The organism is Peristeroidobacter agariperforans (genome assembly GCF_004138335.1).
Taxonomy (GTDB): Bacteria; Pseudomonadota; Gammaproteobacteria; order Steroidobacterales; family Steroidobacteraceae; genus Steroidobacter; species Steroidobacter agariperforans.
In genome coordinates, this window is sequence record NZ_RYFW01000003.1 from 355,484 (window position 1) to 371,853 (window position 16,370).

At 62.5% G+C, this 16,370-nt stretch carries 15 protein-coding genes; 11 read left to right on the forward strand and 4 right to left on the reverse strand.

What is annotated here, in order from left to right; all coding sequences use genetic code 11:
• The first annotated feature begins 3 nt into the window (after positions 1 to 3).
• Positions 4 to 1,089, forward strand: coding sequence for a CaiB/BaiF CoA transferase family protein (locus tag EK373_RS23740; protein ID WP_129646604.1), 1,086 nt, complete (start codon positions 4 to 6; stop codon positions 1,087 to 1,089).
• Position 1,090: 1 nt separating this feature from the next.
• Here the strand turns inward: EK373_RS23740 and EK373_RS23745 are convergent, their stop codons facing one another.
• Positions 1,091 to 1,849 (reverse strand): GntR family transcriptional regulator, encoded by a 759-nt coding sequence (locus tag EK373_RS23745; RefSeq protein ID WP_198683594.1) that lies wholly within the window; start codon positions 1,847 to 1,849, stop codon positions 1,091 to 1,093.
• Between the two features lie 44 nt (positions 1,850 to 1,893).
• Here EK373_RS23745 and EK373_RS23750 point away from each other — a divergent pair, with 44 nt between their 5' ends.
• From EK373_RS23750 to EK373_RS23795, 10 genes are read left to right on the forward strand one after another with little or no spacing between them, the layout of a single operon-like run.
• Positions 1,894 to 3,138 (forward strand): MmgE/PrpD family protein, encoded by a 1,245-nt coding sequence (locus EK373_RS23750; RefSeq protein ID WP_129646606.1) that lies wholly within the window; start codon positions 1,894 to 1,896, stop codon positions 3,136 to 3,138.
• Positions 3,135 to 4,436 (forward strand): MmgE/PrpD family protein, encoded by a 1,302-nt coding sequence (locus EK373_RS23755; protein WP_129646608.1) that lies wholly within the window; start codon positions 3,135 to 3,137, stop codon positions 4,434 to 4,436. The genes EK373_RS23750 and EK373_RS23755 overlap by 4 nt, the downstream gene beginning before the upstream one ends.
• Before the next feature lie 3 nt (positions 4,437 to 4,439).
• The gene (locus EK373_RS23760) at positions 4,440 to 5,813 is read left to right on the forward strand and encodes a phenylacetate--CoA ligase family protein (RefSeq protein ID WP_129646610.1); all 1,374 of its coding nucleotides are present in this window, start codon (positions 4,440 to 4,442) and stop codon (positions 5,811 to 5,813) included.
• Entirely contained in the window at positions 5,810 to 7,123 is a 1,314-nt protein-coding gene (locus EK373_RS23765) for an amidase (RefSeq protein ID WP_129646612.1), read from the forward strand. The genes EK373_RS23760 and EK373_RS23765 overlap by 4 nt, the downstream gene beginning before the upstream one ends.
• Before the next feature lie 17 nt (positions 7,124 to 7,140).
• Positions 7,141 to 7,446, forward strand: coding sequence for an REDY-like protein HapK (locus EK373_RS23770; RefSeq protein ID WP_129646614.1), 306 nt, complete (start codon positions 7,141 to 7,143; stop codon positions 7,444 to 7,446).
• Positions 7,446 to 8,279 (forward strand): SDR family NAD(P)-dependent oxidoreductase, encoded by an 834-nt coding sequence (locus tag EK373_RS23775; protein WP_129646616.1) that lies wholly within the window; start codon positions 7,446 to 7,448, stop codon positions 8,277 to 8,279. The genes EK373_RS23770 and EK373_RS23775 overlap by 1 nt, the downstream gene beginning before the upstream one ends.
• Positions 8,279 to 9,145, forward strand: coding sequence for a polysaccharide deacetylase family protein (locus tag EK373_RS23780; RefSeq protein ID WP_129646618.1), 867 nt, complete (start codon positions 8,279 to 8,281; stop codon positions 9,143 to 9,145). The genes EK373_RS23775 and EK373_RS23780 overlap by 1 nt, the downstream gene beginning before the upstream one ends.
• Positions 9,142 to 9,906, forward strand: coding sequence for an enoyl-CoA hydratase/isomerase family protein (locus EK373_RS23785; protein ID WP_129646619.1), 765 nt, complete (start codon positions 9,142 to 9,144; stop codon positions 9,904 to 9,906). The genes EK373_RS23780 and EK373_RS23785 overlap by 4 nt, the downstream gene beginning before the upstream one ends.
• Positions 9,903 to 10,808, forward strand: a complete 906-nt coding sequence (locus tag EK373_RS23790) for a VOC family protein (RefSeq protein WP_129646621.1) — start codon at positions 9,903 to 9,905, stop codon at positions 10,806 to 10,808. The genes EK373_RS23785 and EK373_RS23790 overlap by 4 nt, the downstream gene beginning before the upstream one ends.
• A gap of 26 nt (positions 10,809 to 10,834) precedes the next feature.
• A complete protein-coding gene (locus tag EK373_RS23795; RefSeq protein ID WP_129646623.1) occupies positions 10,835 to 11,848 on the forward strand; it encodes a zinc-binding dehydrogenase in 1,014 nt (337 codons plus the stop codon).
• Here EK373_RS23795 and EK373_RS23800 read toward each other — a convergent pair.
• The 3 genes from EK373_RS23800 to EK373_RS23810 form a co-directional block, all read right to left on the reverse strand.
• Positions 11,845 to 12,414, reverse strand: a complete 570-nt coding sequence (locus EK373_RS23800; protein ID WP_129646625.1) for a hypothetical protein — start codon at positions 12,412 to 12,414, stop codon at positions 11,845 to 11,847. The two genes, EK373_RS23795 and EK373_RS23800, sit on opposite strands and share 4 nt — an antisense overlap.
• 132 nt (positions 12,415 to 12,546) lie before the next feature.
• On the reverse strand, positions 12,547 to 13,455 hold the full coding sequence (locus EK373_RS23805; protein WP_129646627.1) for an alpha/beta hydrolase: 909 nt from the start codon (positions 13,453 to 13,455) through the stop codon (positions 12,547 to 12,549).
• Positions 13,456 to 13,672: 217 nt separating this feature from the next.
• Positions 13,673 to 16,330: a TonB-dependent receptor plug domain-containing protein gene (locus EK373_RS23810; protein ID WP_129646629.1), complete on the reverse strand. Its 2,658-nt coding sequence runs from the start codon at positions 16,328 to 16,330 to the stop codon at positions 13,673 to 13,675.
• Positions 16,331 to 16,370: the final 40 nt, after the last annotated feature.

Sequence of the window (16,370 nt, forward strand, 5' to 3'; positions counted from 1 at the left end):
TCCATGGGCAAGCTCACCGGCATCAAAGTCGTCGACCTGTCGCAGTTCCTGCCGGGCCCGATGCTGTCGGTGATGATGGCCGACCAGGGAGCGGAGGTCATCAAGGTGGAGCCGCCGGCGGGCGATCCGGCGCGCGCGCAGGCGCCGTTCGAAGCCGGGCAGTCGGTGTGGTTTCGCAATTTGAATCGGGGCAAGCAGAGCGTTGCGCTCGATCTGAAATCGCCTCACGGCGTCGCCGCGCTGTGGTCGTTGATCGATGGCGCCGACGTGTTCATCGAAGGCTTCCGCCCGGGCGTGATGAAGCGACTCGGCTTCGGCTATGAAGCTGTGTCGGCGCGAAACCCGCGTATCGTTTACTGCTCTATCTCCGCATTCGGTCAGACCGGCGAGATGGCCCATCACGCGGCCCACGATCTGGCGGTCCAGGCGCTCAGCGGTTTTATTTCAGTGAATGATGGTGTGGATGGAACGCCGGTCGTTCCGGGGGCTCCGTCCGCCGACATGGCTGCAGCACTGACCGGGTTGTCGGCTGTCCTCATGGCGTTGCTGGGCCGAGAGAAGAGCGGGTGCGGCGACTATCTCGACATCGCAATGTTCGATTCGCTGTTGCCGTGGTGTTCGCACATCGTCGGCACGGCGATGGCAGGTGGTGAGCCGCCGCGTTCCAGCAACCAACGATCGCTGGGTGGCGCGGCGTTCTACAACGTTTATGAAACATCCGACGGTCGGCACATCGTGCTGGGCGGCCGCGAGCCGAAATTCGCGGCGAATCTGCTCAATGCCCTGGGCCGGCCCGAGTTGATTCCGCTGGCGAGCGAGCCGCCGGGGCTCGCGCAGCTGCCGCTGGTCGATTTCCTCCGACAAACGTTTCGCACGCGTTCGCGTGATGCCTGGATCGAGTGGTTCGCCGACAAGGATGTGGCGTTCGCGCCGGTGCTGGATTTTCGCGAGGCTTTCGCTCAGCCGCACCTGGCGGAGCGCGGCCTGGTGGCCCAGGCCGATGGCGCTTATCACATTGCGCCGGCCATTCGTTTCCCGGGCGAGCCGGCCTGGACCCCGCGGCCGGCGCCGGAGCTCGGCGATGGCTGAGTTATTGTTCCAGGTCGATGTGCATCGAGTAGACGAAGCGATCGGCGGGGTGGTAGCTCGAGGAGATCTCGAACAGCCGGTCGTTGGCGCCCATGTAACAACGCAGGATGTGCAGGCACGGCGTCTTGCGCGGAATATTCAGCTCGGCCGCTACCTGATTGCTCACCGCCACCGCTTTGATGTTCTGAGTGACGTGCGTCATCTTCACGCGCGCGAGCCGTTCGAGCTGAGCAAAGATCGCGGCGCCATTGGGCTTGATCTTATCGACCACGCCCTGGAAGTCGGGATGGATGTATGCATCCGTCAACGCGATGGGCTCCGGCTGGCCGGGTCGTGTACGCAAGCCGCGAAAATGAAACCAGCGCTCCTCGGACGGCGCGCCAACGTTTGCCGCAATGTCCTTGGGCAGCTCAATCATGCCCAACGGCGTGAACGAAGACTTGGTATCGCGTGCGTATTGAAGAATTTCCCGGACGCTCGACAGTTGATACAACGATCCGCCACGAGCGGTCGCAGGCTGAATCGTGGTGCCGGAGCCGCGCGTGCGCTCGATCAAGCCCTCGAGCTGCAGAGAGCGCAACGCCTCGCGCACCGTGTAACGGCTGACGCCGTAGCGCTCGCACAGAACACTTTCGGTCGGGAACTGATCCAGGTCCCGGTAATCGCCGCGCAAAACGCCTTCACGCAGTTCGGCCGCGATCTGTTGATACTTCGGCTTGCGAACCGCGCTGCGCGTCGATCTTTTGATCTTTGCTGCCAAGCCAACGCCTCCATTTGGCAATTGTCGGTGGAGAGCCACCTGCAATGAATAGTAGCAAGCTTAGCGAAACCGAGCGCCTGGCGGAGCGACTTCTGCAGCCCATTGACGGTTCGGTGCGCCGGCGGGCCCGCCTGCACTTGCTGGATTGGCTGGGTTGCGTGGCCGGGGCGCGAACGTCGGCAGTCGGAAAAATCCAGAGAAACGCGCAGTCGGGCGCGCCTGTTCAAGCCGCCGCATGGCTTGGAAACGTGTTGGAAATGGATGACGTGCATCGCGCCGCGCTGCTGCACCCCGGGCCGGTGATCTGGCCAACCGTGCTCGATGTGGGCGGTGACGCGCTGGATTCGGTGCTGGAGGCGGCGATTCGAGGTTACGAGGCCATGATCGCGGTGGGCTCGATGTTCGATGCGCGCCACTATTCGTTTTGGCACAACACGTCGACGGCTGGGTTTTTCGGCGCCTCGGCGGCCGCCGCCTGTTTGTTAGGAGCGGATCGTGACCAGCTCGTCTCGGCGCTGGGCCTGGCGGGCTCGGTGGCCGGCGGGCTCTGGCAAATGCGGCACGAACCCGTCATGGCGAAACAATGGCATCTGGCGCATGCCATGGCGACCGGCGTCGCCGCCGCTCGTCAGGCGCGCAATGGCGTGACCGGGCCACGTTTCATATTGGAAGGTCCGCAGGGCTTGCTGGCGGCAACTTGCCTGCAGCCAAAGCCGCTCGATCTCGGTGGCGCATGGAAGATTGAAGCCGTGAGCTTCAAGCCCTGGGGCGCTTGCCGGCATGCGCACCCAGCTATCGACGCCGCCATGGAGCTCAAGAGCCGAGGATTACTGACCGGGCGCATCACCGTCAGCACCTATCGCGACGCCTTGGTGTTCTGTAATCGTTTGAATCCGGCTAGCGTGCTCGAGGCCAAGTTCTCGCTACAGCACGCGGTCGCGATCGTGATGAAGCGGGGCAGGCCGCGCCTCAGCGATTTCGAGCCCGCCGCCATCGAGGAATTGGCCGAGCTTCGCAAGCTGGTGACCGTCGAGGAATCACCAGAAATGACGGCGGCATATCCAGCCCATTTCGGTGCGCGCGTCACGTCGGACTCCGGCGAGGTCACGTTGAGCGATACGCTCGGCGATCCGGAGCGCCCGTTGAGCGAGGCTGGCGTCGTCACCAAAGTGCGAGAGTTGATGGAGTGGGGCGGACTGGCCTCGTCTTCGATCGATGACATCGTGCGCACGGTGTTCGAGGCCCACAGCGTTCGCGACATCACCGCAGTCGTGAGGGGGCTGGTGTGAGCGCCACTCGCAAACTGCTGGATTTCGCACGAGCCCCGCACACGCTGCCCCCGGAGGTTCGCGAGGCGACCCTACGGCTGCTTGCCGATACGTTAGCTGTCGGAGCGGCGGGATCGACGGCGCCAGGCGCTTCCGGCGTGCTCACTGCGGCGCGCGGCTGGGGCGCAGGCAACGAGGCACGAGTGTTGGCGAGCAACGTGCGCTTGCCAGCGGCGAGCGCGGCCTTCGTGAATGCATTTCAGATTCATTGTTTGGAATGGGACGCCGTGCACGAGCCTGCCGTCGTGCATGCGTTGTCCACGGTTACCGCCGCTTTGCTGGCAGCGATCGATCGTCGCGGCGGCTGTGATCCGGAAGCCGCGCTCACTGCGCTAGCAGTCGGTGTCGATATAGCAAGTGGGCTCGGTCTCGCCGCGACCAGTCCGCTGCGCTTCTTCCGTCCGGCGACGGCGGGATGCATCGGCGCTGCTCTGGCAGTAGCGCGCATCGAAGGCCTGGAGGATGTCGACGACGTGCTCGGCCTGGCTTACTCACAATGCGCCGGCACGATGCAGGCGCATGTCGAAGGGTCGATCGCGTTGCCGCTGCAGATTGCTGGCGCGGCTCGGGCGGCAATAGCGGCTGTCGATTTGGTGAAGGCCGGTCTCACCGGGCCGCACGATGTGCTCGAAGGGCCGTTCGGCTATTTCAAGTTGATCGATGACGGCGATCTCGCCACGTACACGAACACGATCGGCTCGGTGTGGCGTATCGCTGAAGTCAGTGTGAAACCATTTCCAAGTGGGCGAGCGAGCCACGGTGTGCTTTCGACGCTCGACGCGCTGCGTCGCGAGGGGCTCGTCGACCTGGAATCGGTGGCGCGCATCGAAGCGTTCGTGCCGACGCTCGTTCACCGACTGGTCGGTCGGCCGCTGCAGCCTGCGATGACATCGGCGTACGCACGCCTGTGTCTGCCGCTGCTCACTGCGCTGATGCTCACCGACGGTCGTATCGATCCGCGCCGCTTCACGGCGGCAACATTCTCTGATCCGAACATCATGGCGCTGGCGTCCGGGCTCGAGATCACTCGCGACGCCAATCCGAATCCCAATGCGTTGGCGCCTCAGCGCATCGTCGTCCATCGAAACGATGGCGCGAAGATCGAGCGCGACGTGCCCAATGTTCTAGGCCACCCGGCCGCGCCTATGAGCACTGCGCAGGTGGCTGCCAAGCGCGGGCTCTGTCGCGAGCTGGCTGCAGACGGTCTGGATGATGAATTGTTCCTGGATCCGCTGTCTTTCTTCTCTCATGCGGAGTGATGCATGACGTTTCCCTCGTACTTCGAAGCATTCGATGCCCGGCAGATGCTCGAGGACTATCCCATCGGCGACGCCTTCGTTGCGCGTTACACGGCGATGAGCCGCGATGAGTTGCGCTCACTGCAGAATCAGCGCTTCCTGCGGCTGATGAAGCGCGGCTGGCAGATTCCGTTCTATCAGCGGTTGTGGGGTGCGAAGGGCATCGAGCCCGGCGACATCCGCAGCCTCGAAGACATCGTCAAGCTGCCGGTCTACGACAAGAGCGACTTGATGAAGTCGATCGCCGAGCATCCGCCGTATGGCGATTTCGCCGGTGTCGGCGGAGCAGAGCGTGCACCGGTGATTTTTCACACGACCTCGGGCACCACCGGCCGTCCGCAGGCGCTGCTGTTCGGTCCGAAAGGTCGAGAGGTCACGAATCTGCTCGTGGGGCGCATGTATCGCTGGCAGGGCCTGCAGCCCGCAGACGTGGTGCAGTCCGTGTACGGGCACGGCATGATCAACGGCGGCCACTACATTCGCGAGGCGGTCACGCATTTCACGAACTCGATCTTCCTTTCCGCCGGCACCGGCATCGAAACGCGTTCGGCGAATCAGGTGGCGTTGATGGCCGACTTCAACGTGTCCGTGCTGGTCGGCTTCATCGACTACATCCGCAAGCTCGCTGAAGTCGCACGCGCAGAAGGCGTGCTCGACAAGATCAACATCCGCATGATCTGCGGCCACCTCGGTACGGAAGATCGCTCAGGTGTCGAGCAGGCGTGGAACGGTGCGAAGGCATTCGATTGGTACGGCGTGGGCGATACCGGATCGATTGCCGGTGAAGGCCCTGAGCGCGACGGTCTCTATGTTTGGGAAGACGCGCAATATCTGGAACTGCTCGATGTCGATGCCGGCGTGCCCGTGGGACGAGGCGAGGTGGGCGACATGGTCGTCACCACGCTGTTCAAAGACGACATCGCGCCTTGCATCCGCTTCAACACGCACGACATCACACACGAGCTGACTGGTACGAATCAGACCGGCATGGTGTTCAGCCGCATTGCTGGCTTCAAAGGCCGCAGCGACAACATGGTCAAGCTGCGCGGGATCAATGTGTTCCCGCACGCCATCGGGGCATTGATCGAGAACCGCAGCGATCTCACGGGCGAGTATGTCTGCCGCCTGACGCGGGATCCGGGCACGATGCGCGACGACATGGTCGTCGTGCTCGAAACCCGTGGCGGCACGGATCCGGAACAACTCGCCGGCGTGTTGCGGCAAGGGTTGGGCGTCGAAGTGTTGGTGAAGCTGGTGGGCGCGGGCGAGACCGCGTCGCTGACCCAGATCGACGTGCGTCAGAAACCGATTCGACTGATTGACGAGCGCAAGTCGTGAGCGATTGGCGGAGAGTCAGCATAGCAAGTCTGCGAGCCGCTTATGCCGCTGGCGAGACGACGCCTGCGCAAGTGGTCGCGAGCTATCTGGATCGGATCGAGCGGCTTGCGTCGCTGAAGGCATTCATCGAGGTCGATCGAGAACGCGCGTTGTCGGATGCCGCTGCCGGCGGCGAGCGTATCCAGAGAGGACAGGCACGAGCGCTCGAAGGCGTGCCGGTCGGCATCAAAGCAAACATCGCGGTCCAAGGACTCGAATGGAACGCAGGCATGGAGTTGCGACGAGGGGTGGTCGCAGATCGTGACGCGCACGTCGTTGCGAGACTGAAGGAAGCCGGCGCCATCGTGCTCGGCACGCTGAATATGCACGAGGCGGCGCTTGGTGCGACCACTGACAATCCGTGGTTCGGTCGGGCCATGAATCCTCATCGCGAAGGTTACACGCCCGGCGGCTCATCGGGTGGCAGTGGCGCAGCGATCGCAGCTGGACTATGTATCGCTTCGCTCGGCACGGACACGCTTGGTTCAGTTCGTATTCCAGCGGCCTACAACGGTGTGTATGGCATCAAGCCGACCACGGGGCTGGTCTCATCCGCGGGGCTCATGCCCTTGAGCGAACGCCTCGATTCCATCGGGCCGCTCGCGCGCTCGTTGGAGGATCTGAACACGGTCCTTCGTGTGTTGATGGATGTTTCGCCCGCCGTTGAGCCGAAGCGTGTGTTGCTCCTCGATGGCTTGGTCGAATCATCCGAGTGTGAGCCGGCTGTGATTGCTGGATACGAGAAGGCGCGTCAGCTGCTGTTGGATCGGCCGGCCGCCAATATCGAACTTCAGGACGATGCGTTGGCCATACGCTCTGCGGGGTTCATCGTGGCCGTTCGAGAGCTGATCGAGCATCTCGGCGAGACGCGCCGTGTGCGCGCCGAAGTTCTCTCGGCGGAACTGAAGTTTATGCTTGGCTATGTAGAAGGTCGTTCGGAGGCGCAGTACGCGGACGCTCAGGCCGTGCTCGAGCGCACGCGAAAGCTTCTTCGCGACAGCATCGGCAAGGATGGCGTGCTGTTGCTGCCAACTGCGCCGCAAGCTGCGTTCGAGCACACATCGAGACCGCCTGTCAGCCAATCGAATTTCACCGCGCTGGCCAGCATCGCCGGCCTGCCGGCGATCAGTATTCCAGCGGGCGTCAATGAGCACGGTCTGCCTGTCGCTGTTCAGCTCGTCGGCGCTCCGGGCAACGAAGCTGGATTGATCGCGGTCGCGCGAGAACTGGATGCGGGCCTGCGCGCCTATACGCCTCCACCTATCAATTAGAAAGCGAGGGACTCCCCATGCGAATCGTCGTTCTATTCAATCTCAAGCCCGGCGCGGACGCGGCGGCTTATGAGAAGTGGGCGCGGACCACGGATATCCCGGGCGTGCGTGCATTGAAATCGGTTGCGGACTTTCAGGTGTACCGCGCGACCGGGCTGCTCGGCGCCGATGCGAAGCCGCCGTACTCTTATATAGAGGTGATCGACGTCCCGGATATGAATGCATTCGGCGCGGACGTGGGGAGCGAGGCCGTGCAGAAGGTCGCCGCTGAATTCCAACAGTTTGCGGACAATCCTCAATTCATTCTGACGCAGGCAATCTGATGCGGCGCTTCGAAAACAAAACCGTGGTCGTGACCGGCTCCGGTCGCGACAAAGGCCTCGGCCAGGCCATCCTGCAACGCTTCGCCGACGAGGGCGCGAACTGCGTCGTCTCCGACCTGGGTGCGCCGGCTCAGCACATGGGAGCAGGCGACATCGGCACGACGGCGGAGATGGAAAAGATCGCGACCGAGCTGCGTCAGCGCGGCGCGAAAGTCGTCACCATTCCGTGTGACGTGCGTTCCGAGCAGAGTTGCGAAGCCTTGGCGCAGAAGGCGGTGGAAGCCTTCGGTTCGCTCGACATCTGGGTGAACAACGCGGGCATCGGCTACATCATGAAACCGCTGTTGGAAACAACTGCGAGCGAATGGGACGCGGTGCTTGGCGTCAACCTCTCGGGCGCGTTCTTCGGCACGAAGGCCGCCGCGCGCGTGATGATCAAGCAGGGGCGGGGCGGACGCATCATCAATATCGCGAGCCAGGCCGCGAAGTCCGGCTTTCCTCACATGGCGCCGTACACCAGCTCGAAGCACGGCATGGTCGGTTTGACTCGATCCACCGCGATCGAGCTCGGCGCGCATGGCGTTACCGTCAACGCGGTGTGTCCGAACCATGTGACGACCGGCCTCGGCGCCAAACAGAACGAGTATTTCTCGAAGCTGCTGGGCTTTCCGACCGTCGAAGCCTACATCGAGAACATGAAGCGCAAGAACCCGCTCGGCCGGCCTGGATTCGCGAGCGACACCGCCGCTGCTTGCGCGTGGCTCGCTTCCGACGATGCAGTGTATGTGACGGGCGAAGCGCTCAATGTTTCCGGCGGCGAGGAGATGCACTGATGCAGGAAGAACGCATCGGGTGGCCGAATGGCGCCAAGCTGGCGCTGTCGATCGTCGTCAACGTCGAAGAAGGCTCGGAGATGACGGTCGCCCGCGGCGACAAAGGCATGGAGCCGGTCGACGAGTTGGGCATTCATCTCAAGATGCCCATTCGAAACTACGGCAACGAATCGAATTATCTGTACGGCATCAAGGCCGGCGCGCCGCGCATAGTCAAACTGTTGCGCGACTATGGCGTGAAGGCGAGCTGGACGGTCGCGGCGCTCAGCCTCGAGAACCATCCCGAGATTGCAAAGGCCATCGCCGAGCTCGGCCATGAGCCGGTCAGCCACGGCTGGCGCTGGATCCATCAGTTCAAAATGAATGAAGCCGACGAGCGTGAGTTCATCCGCAAAGCCGTGGCTTCGATTCAGAAGACCGTGGGCGTGCGTCCGATGGGCTGGCTCAGCCGCTATTTGCACACGGACAACACTCGACGCCTGCTGATCGAGGAAGGCTTCAGCTATCACATGGACGACTACTCCGGCGACGTGCCGTTCTGGGATCGCACCACCGTGCCGGGCAAGCCGATCGCGATCGTGCCGTATCAGCTCGATACCAACGATATGAAAATGTGGATCGACCCGGCCATGACGCCGACGCAGTGGCTGGAATATGCAAGGCAGTGCTTCGACCAGCTGTATCGCGAAGGCGAAGCCGGCTTCCCGAAGATGATGTCGCTCGGCTTGCACCTGCGCATCATCGGCCGTCCCGGTCGCATCTGGGCGTTCGAAGAATTCCTGAAATATGCAACGGCAAAACGCGACGTGTGGATCACTACGCGGCACGAGATCGCCAGGCACTTTGCCAAGGTGAGCCCGCCGTGACGGTCCGCCTCGAAAAGCAGGGCGCGATTGCGCGGCTGGTGATTGACCGAGCTGCGAAGCGCAATGCGATCACGCAGGCGATGTGGGATTTGTTTTCATCGTTACTCGATGACGCGATGAAGGACGCAGCCATCAAGGTCGTGATCCTGCAGTCAGCGGTCGATGGCGTGTTCTCCGCCGGCGCCGACATTTCCGAGTTCGCGACGGGGGCGCTCGATCCGGCGTGGCAGAAGATGAATCAGGCGGCGATTCGCAGAGTTCAGTCCGAGCTGGCGCGCGCGCCGAAGCCGGTGATTGCTCTCATCGACGGCGATTGCGTCGGCGGTGGCTGTGGGCTTGCCATCGCATGTGACATTCGTGTCGCCAGTCCGCGTGCGCGGTTTGGTATCACGCCCGCGAAGCTGGGATTGGTGTACTCGCTGCACGATACGAAGCTGCTGGTCGATCTGGTGGGGCCGGGGCAGGCCAAGCGCATGCTGTTCTCTGGTCAGTTGCTCGATGGCGCCGAGGCGCATCGGATCGGGTTGGTGGAGCTTCTTAGCGAGGACGCCGCGAGCGAAGCGAACCAGCTTGCCGAGGTGATTGCGAGTAACTCGCCGCAAGCGATCCGCGCGATCAAGAGCATCATCCGACGAATTCTGGATGGCCAGCCGGATGACGACGCGTCCACCCAGCAAATGTTTTCGGCCGCGTTCGGCAGCGAGGACTTTGCTGAAGGCGTCGCGGCGTTCCTTGCCAAGCGTAAAGCACAGTTCAAATGAGCAACTATTTGACTCACGGCCGCATCGTCGGCGGCGTCGTCACCACACCGGATCTCAACGCCGCCCTGGCCGATTATCACGAGCGCTTGGGGCTCGAGCTGGTAGATCACGGGCCGCTTACGGCGGATCTCGCGGCGAGCTGGGGTTGCCCACGCAGCGCCGGCGCAAAAACCGCAACGCTGCAACCGAAGAGCGGGGCGCATTGTTTCATTCGTCTGGTCGAAGCGCCGTTGCCGGCGGATTTTCGCCCGACGCGCACTTACGGTTGGGCGGCCTACGAGCTGACCGTACAGGATGTCTTCGGCTGGCCTGGACGATTGCAAGGCAGCGGCTTCGATGTGGTCGGTCCGCCGAAAGCGCTCGAGGGCTTGCCATACTTCATCCCGATGCAGGTGCTAGGGCGCGGCCGCGAGATGATTTATCTGAATGAAGTCGCGGAGAACACGCCGACTTCGGATCTGCCGAAGGCCAACTCGCTCACCGATCACATATTCATCGTCATTCTCGCGACGCCGAACCGCGAAGCGACGGTGCAGTGGTACGAGCACTTGCTGCAGCTGGACGTGGGCAGCAGTTACACGCTCGCATACTCGATGATCAACAATGCCTTCGGTCTGCCGAAGGATCATCGCAGCACCATCACGATGGTGCAGAAGGGGCGGCTGCCGATCGTCGAAGTCGATGACTATCCCGAAAGCGCGACGGTTCGATCGGGACCGGAGGGCACGCTGCCGCCGGCGAACGCCTTGGTGACGCTCGCGGTGAACGACTTGGACGCGCTGCCGCTGGAATATATCGAAGCGCCCGTGCGCCGCTCGGGGCCCGTGTATGGCGGGCGTCGTGCAGCGACGGTTCGAGGGCCCGCAGGGGAACTGCTCGAGTTGCTCGAGATCGGTCGCTAGTACGAGACTTACAACGAAGGTCAGCCATGTCAGCCGGGAATCAGGAAGTCGTACTTCGTCACTCGCCGCAAGCCCGTCCGGTTGCAGCGGACCTCGCGTTGGTCGAACGGCCCGTGCCGGCAGCAGCGCCACGCGATGGGTTGCGTGTACGAGTCATTGCGTTGTCGCTCGATCCGTATCTCGGCTCTCGCATGCGTGGCAAGCACATGGGGGAACCTGCGCCTGCGCCGGGGGCTTCTCTGCCGGGCTGGGCAGTGGCTGAAGTGCTCGATTCGGATCATCCGGACTTTGCGCGTGGCGACTATGTCGTCGCGGAGACCGGCTGGACGAACATCGCTGCGATTCCTGCGAGTGGCGCTCGGAAAGTTGATCCGACACTGCCGCTAACGGCACATCTCGGTGTGCTCGGCATGCCCGGGCTGTCGGCTTGGGTGGGCATCACACAACTGGCGAAAGCCAAAGAGGGTGATGTGCTCACTGTCGATGCCGCTGCTGGGACTGTCGGCGGCGTGGCAGGGCAGATCGTGCGTGCGTTGGGTGGACGCGCCATCGGCATAGCTGGTGGGCCGGAGAAATGCGCGCTCGTCACGCAACGCTACGGGTTCGATGCCTGCATCGACTATCGCACCGAGAATTGGGCGGCGGCGCTCAAGCAAGCCGTCGGCGAAGGTTCGACCATTCATTTCGAGAACGTCGGACTCGCGGTTTATGAGAAGGCGTTTCCGTTGCTGCGTTTGTATGGGCGTGTCGTTCTTTGCGGCCTCGCCGATCATTACCACTCGGATGGGCCGCCCGCTGCCTATCCGCTCGGGCCGGTGATGGGCAAGCGTGCGACGGTCATGGGCATGGTCGTCTACGACTATTTCAATCGCCTTCCCGAATGGGTGCGGCTCGGCTCGCGTTGGTTGCGCGAGGGCAAGCTCGTTCAAGTCGATGACATTTCCGACGGCCTGGCCAGCGCACCTGCGCAGTTCGAGCGCATGGTGCGCGGCCAGCATCTTGGCAAAGCGTTGGTCCGCATCGGCGCGGATAAGGCTTAGTCCGCGGTCTGCTTGTTACAAGTCACGAGCTTGTTCCAATCGGAGAAATAACCGTCGGGGTTGCGCTCCCACGCCCACACGTGCAGTTCGTAAAAGGCGGGCAGCCCGTAACGATTGGGTTCGCCCACGAAATGCATCAGATGGCCGTCGACCGACGGTGCGGCGCCGTCCGGATGTTTGCTAGCCCAATCGTCGGCGATCACGATGAATTCCACACCCACCAGACGCATCTCGCCGCTCGCCAGCGGCTCGTAGATCAGCGCTTCGGGCTCGTCGCCATCGACCTCTCCGTCCCCGACGCGAGCGGGTAGTACAAAGTGCACTCCCATTGCCCCTGCGGTCGGGCCGCTGACGCAAGGTGTTGCCGCCACCCAGCCTTCGTTGAGTGCGACGCTCAGGTTCTTGAACTCCGTCGTGGCGCGTCTCACCTTTTCGACGAGCGGCGCGGAGCCCCTGCTGGTCAAAGCGCGCTCCGCACTATCGGTTGCGGCCGGGTCGGCCGCAGAGACCAGCAGCGGAAGACCCAGAAGTGCGGCGAAGAGTAATGGACGCGGACAGGTTGTCATGGGGGTTCTCCTGAGGTGGAGCGCCGACGATAGAACCCTCGCATTGCAGCCTGATAGGGCGGACTTACCTATATTGGCGGTGACTTTGGTGCGCCAGTTGGCGTCTGTTGGGACGCCGTCAGTATTCTTATTTCATTCGAGGCCACGTCGTTGGACTTTCCAATCGGCGTTTACGCACAGCGAGCAACGCTCGCCGACGAACATTCCCTTGCTGGCCTGCGATTCGTCACCGAGCAATTGCCATCGGATCCACGCCACCGCGACTTCGCCGAACGGGCCGCCGTTGTCTTCGGAATAGGTGCCATGGTGGCCGATCGCCGGGCGCACGGCATGGAAGACGGGGATCGCGGCGGGCAGCGTTTCGAAGTCACGCAGTCCGTTGGGATGTGCGACGTCTTGAGGACCTCCAGTGACGATCAGCACGGAGCTGTGAAGCGAGGCGAGGATGGGAGCGTTGGGCTCGAGCAAGCCGCTGTTCCAGATGCCGACCGTGGTGACACGTTTGTCGCTGGACGCGCCGTAGGCCATGAGGCCGCCGCAGGACATGCCCATGACCGCGACTTTGCTCATGTCGATCTTGTCGAAATAACGACTGCCCTGTTCTTTGTTGCGAGCTTCGACCCAGTCGAGCGCGGCGATGAGAGGAGTGCCGTCGAGCTTCAGTGAGCTGGGGCTGGGTCGAGGAGTGGGTTCCCGACGCTGCTCGGGCGGAACGCGCTTTTCGAGAATGGGCGGGCCGTCGGCGATGATCACGACGCCGTGCGAGGCGATCTCGGCGAGAAACTCGGCGAACAGCAAACCGGATTTCTTACAGGCGCCGTTGGCCCACGCCATGACGGGATGTTTGATGGCGCCGAGTTTGGCGGGGCGGTAGATGGTGTGCGTCGCCAGTGACGCATCCTGCTCGATGACGACGCCGTACTCGCCTGACGGCGGCTTGCCGATCAAGTCGGCCTCTATGTTTTTTACGCTCGCCGTTTCGCTGGCCGCTGCGGCTGCGGAGAGGAGGCAGATTGCAAGGATCAGATGTTTAGTGGTCATGAGGGCCTGCTCAAGAGGCGGAATTTGGGCGTTGCGAACTGCGGCTTGTGTGTGGTCGGGACGAAGAGGAACTGTGGCTCGCGTCTGCCGGGAGGAGACACCCCCTACCCGACAGCCGCCGATGTGGCGGTAGTAGCGTCACGCTCCAAGAAAAGAGATGGTGGGCGCGGCGCTCGGCTCTGCTTCGGTCTCCTTCCATGCAAACCTCTCTTCTTCCTCACCAGTCCTTGCGAACACTCACCGCAAACAATCTTCCGATCGGGCTCGTCGACTGCGGGTCGTACCCACCTGAGATATTCACAAACGGCGGATCCTCATCCGCAACATTCTGCACGTCCAGTGCAACCGACAGCCCCTCGGACCACTGCGACAGCTCATATCCAAAGTGCAAATCCACCGTCTTATACGCATCGATGGTTCGAGGCACCGCGACCCCAACCTGATCGTACGAGCTCACATAGTTAACAAACGCCAGCGCGCTGAACTCATTCCGCCGCCAGCCAAGTTCTGCGCGGCCGCGGAAGCGTTGGGGGAAGTTGAGGGTACTGAGGACGTCGACTTGAGGCGCGCCGGGCGCCTGGGACGTGGTTAGCTTTGTGAAGTACGAACCGTTGAAGCCCGCGCTCAGCTGGCCGCCGGCCAGGTCCCAGTCGTAGTTGAGGGCCGCATCGATGCCTTTCGCGATGGTTTCGCCCAGGTTTTGGCGACGGCCGTCCTGGATATAAGTCACGGTCGCCGGATTGATGGACGAGTTGATTGGCAAACCTGACCCAAGTAGCGCGGCCACTTGTTCCGCCGTGGGATTCAGAGTGCGATAGGGCGCGTAGATGGGATTGGTCAGCAAACCGGCGCTGCCGCGAAGACCAATGATTTGATTCTCGTATTCGATGCTGAAGTAAGTAAGAGACGCGCGCAGGTTAGGCAGTGCCTGTGGCGTGTACTCGAAGCCGGTGGACCACGTCGTCGCCTCTTCAGGTTTCACATCGGGATTGCCACCCGCGATGCCGATGCCTTGGCAGGTTGTTGCAGGAGGACGGTGATTGCAGGGCAGGGTATCGCCATATAAACCGTAGCCGCCGGAGCGCGGATCGTTTTCGGCGAGGCCGGGGGCGCGGAAGGAGGTGCCCCAGCTGCCGCGGACAGCGATATCAGCGAACGGGCGCCACGTCACGCCGACTTTTGGATTGAAGGTGTCGCCGAAGTCGCTGTACTCCTCGTAGCGCCCGGCGAGCGAGACACCCAGTTCCTGTCCAGTGTTGGAGTTGGCGCCGATGATCGGCACATAGGCTTCGGCGAACACGGCGCTCACGTCTCGAGAAATTTTGCTCGGCACGTACACAGGCGCTACCGCGGAGCCTTGCGTGAGAAGGCCGTTCAACCCCTCGTCTCGATACTCGCCGCCCAAAGCAAGGCGCACATCGCCACCGGGCAACGACCACACGGGACCATCGGCTTGCACCGCTGCCACTGTCATGTCGGTGTCGCCCTGGATGATGAACATGCCATTGCGGATGGCGGCGACCGTAGCGGGATTGGAAATGCCGCCACCGCCAAAGGGATTGAACGCCAGCGCAGGATCGGTAATAGCGAGCGCAGCGTTGATGCCGCCGGGCGTGGTGTTCAGATTTTGCGTCCGGCGCACGAAGTCTTCGCTCTTGCCATGCGCGACGTAAGTTTCCACTTGCCAGGTGGTGGAAAGATTGAAGCGCGCGCCGAACACGGCTTGCCACGACTCTGCCTCACCGGGATTCTCAGGAATGCCGCCGTCGTTGGCGAAGTCATATTGAACGGTGATCGGTCCGGTGCCGCCGGTAGGATTGACGTAGTACGGGTTGGCGCGCGTCACCGTGAGATTGGAGACGACCTGTGAGTCCCGCAAAGAAAAGCTGCGTTGCGAGAAATAACCCTCGGCGAACAAGGTAACTGCATCGCCCAGGTCCTGCGTGACTGCGACGAACGCGCTGGTCCGTCTCAAATCGGGAATGATGTCGCCGCGCTTCAGGTTGTCGCAGAGATTTCGCGTGTTAGCTGTGAACGAGGCCGGTGTCAGGCCCGTGCCCGTCGAGTTCGCAGGAATCGCGTAAGGAACACCGCCGACCACAATGGTGCCAGGGGCACACTGTTGCGAGCGCAGATCGTCGCCACCGAAGCGTCGCAGGTCGGAAGTGTAGAAATCCCTGTCTTTGCCTTCGAGTGCGCTGTGATAGGTGTGCTCGATGGCCGCCATCGCATGGCCCGTGCTCCAATCGAAACCGCCAATCTGCGCGACGGACCAATCGTAGTAGCCGTCGGCCGCGCCGTAGCGTGCCCAACTTTCCGCGCCGTCGAAATCGCGTCTCGGCACGAGGTTCACAACGCCGGTCACCGCATCCGAGCCATAGATTGCGGAACCGCCGTCCGCAACGACTTCGAGGCGCTCGACCGCAATCGATGGAATGACTGACGCATCTGTGAACTGGCCTTGCGTTCCGGCCGGCGGCATGCGTCGTCCGCCGAGCAGGAGCAGCGTTGCATTCGACCCGATGCCACGCAAGTTCACAGCGACACCGCGAGTTGCGTTCGCCGCGCCGTTCTGCGCGCCTGACGCCGTTTCGGAGGCACCGAGGCCGACGATCTGCGGAAGCTTTCTGATCAGATCGCTCGTCGTCGGCGCGCCGGTTTCGACGATGACATCGCGATCCAAGGCGATGACGGCCGATCCGGTCGGCTCCACGCCGCGAATGCGACTGCCTGTGACGACAACTTCATTCAAGCCTTCGCTGCTCGCGGTCTGATCCTGCGCGAACGCGTGCGGTGTGCCGAGCGAGACTGCAGTGAACGCCAGGCCGAGTGCGTGACGAAGTGCGCGACGTAAAGAAACAGCGTGGCTCGGCATGTATCCCCCATTTCATCGTTGTGTGTTCGTTTCGAGCGCG